Raw genomic sequence first — 1,115 nt, 5'->3', positions numbered from 1 at the left:
ACCGGTCACGCGCCGCACCAGCTCGTCGACCAGCCAGCCGTAGGTGAGCGCGTGATAGCCGTGGTCGGTACCGGGCTCCCAGACGGGGGCCGATGTTCGGACAGTTCTCACGCGAACTGTGCGATTGGCGTGAGCTACGGAGGATCTTCCCGGCCGAAGTACCTCGCTTCAGCTGCCGACACAGCCCCGTCGGTAGCGACCCTCATAGACGAGTGGAGCAGACGTGAGCACCAGTATCGATTCATTCGGAGCCAAGGGAACCCTCGAGGTCGGTGAGAACTCTTACGAGATCTTCCGCCTCTCGGCCGTCCCCGGCACCGAGAAATTGCCCTATTCCTTGAAGGTTCTCGCCGAGAACCTTCTCCGCACCGAAGACGGTGCCAACATCACCGCGGATCACATCCGCGCAATCGCAAGCTGGGATCCCTCGGCCGAGCCGAGCATCGAAATCCAGTTCACGCCTGCCCGCGTGATCATGCAGGACTGAGCCATCAGGGCAAGCGTGGCACCCCGTCGATGGGCGGCATCGCGATCATCGCAGGCATGTGGGCGGGCTACCTGGCGGCACACATCATCGGATTCGGCTCGCGGCTACCGCGGCTGTCTGCATCCGGTTGGCTGGTTCTCGCGCTCGCCACGTCACTGGGAATCGTCGGCTTTCTCGACGACTTCATCAAGATCCGCAAGAAGCGCAATCTCGGGCTGAACAAGACGGCAAAGACTGTCGGTCAGCTGGCGAGCGCCATCATCTTCGGCATTCTGTTCCTGCAGTTCTCCAACAACAACGGAGTCACTCCCGGAAGCCAGTACCTGTCCCATGTTCGTGACATCTCGGTGTTCTCCATGGGTGCCATCGGCTTTGTGGTCTTCTTCTGCATTCTGGTGTTCGCCTGGTCCAACGCCGTCAATTTCACCGACGGCCTCGACGGTCTCGCGGCCGGCTCGATGGGCATGATCCTGGGGACTTACGTCGTCATCGCCGGTTGGCAGTACCGGAACTCGTGTGTCCTCGAGCCTGCCGCCGGTTGCTACGACGTTCGTGACCCTCTCGATCTCGCGATCGTCGCTGCCGCGGCAGGTGGGGCGTGCCTGAGTACATGACCGCCGACCGGCGG

1 protein-coding gene and 2 pseudogenes are annotated in these 1,115 nt (G+C 62.2%); 2 read left to right on the top strand and 1 reads right to left on the bottom strand.

What is annotated here, in order from left to right:
* Positions 1-165, bottom strand: a pseudogene (locus ABT116_RS49190) (serine hydrolase); the annotation flags it as partial.
* A gap of 58 nt (positions 166-223) precedes the next feature.
* Here ABT116_RS49190 and ABT116_RS49185 point away from each other — a divergent pair.
* Together ABT116_RS49185 and ABT116_RS49180 are read left to right on the top strand one after the other, a co-directional pair.
* A pseudogene (locus ABT116_RS49185) lies at positions 224-484 on the top strand (hypothetical protein); the annotation flags it as partial.
* Positions 418-1,101 (top strand): MraY family glycosyltransferase, encoded by a 684-nt coding sequence (locus ABT116_RS49180; protein WP_351648126.1) that lies wholly within the window; start codon positions 418-420, stop codon positions 1,099-1,101. The pseudogene ABT116_RS49185 and the gene ABT116_RS49180, both read left to right, overlap by 67 nt.
* The last annotated feature ends 14 nt before the right edge of the window (positions 1,102-1,115 follow it).

The organism is Streptomyces sp. NPDC002130 (assembly GCF_040296465.1).
Taxonomy (GTDB): Bacteria; Actinomycetota; Actinomycetes; order Streptomycetales; family Streptomycetaceae; genus Streptomyces.
Note: the sequence above shows the minus strand (reverse complement) of the source record. Positions and strands in the feature narration are given on the sequence as shown.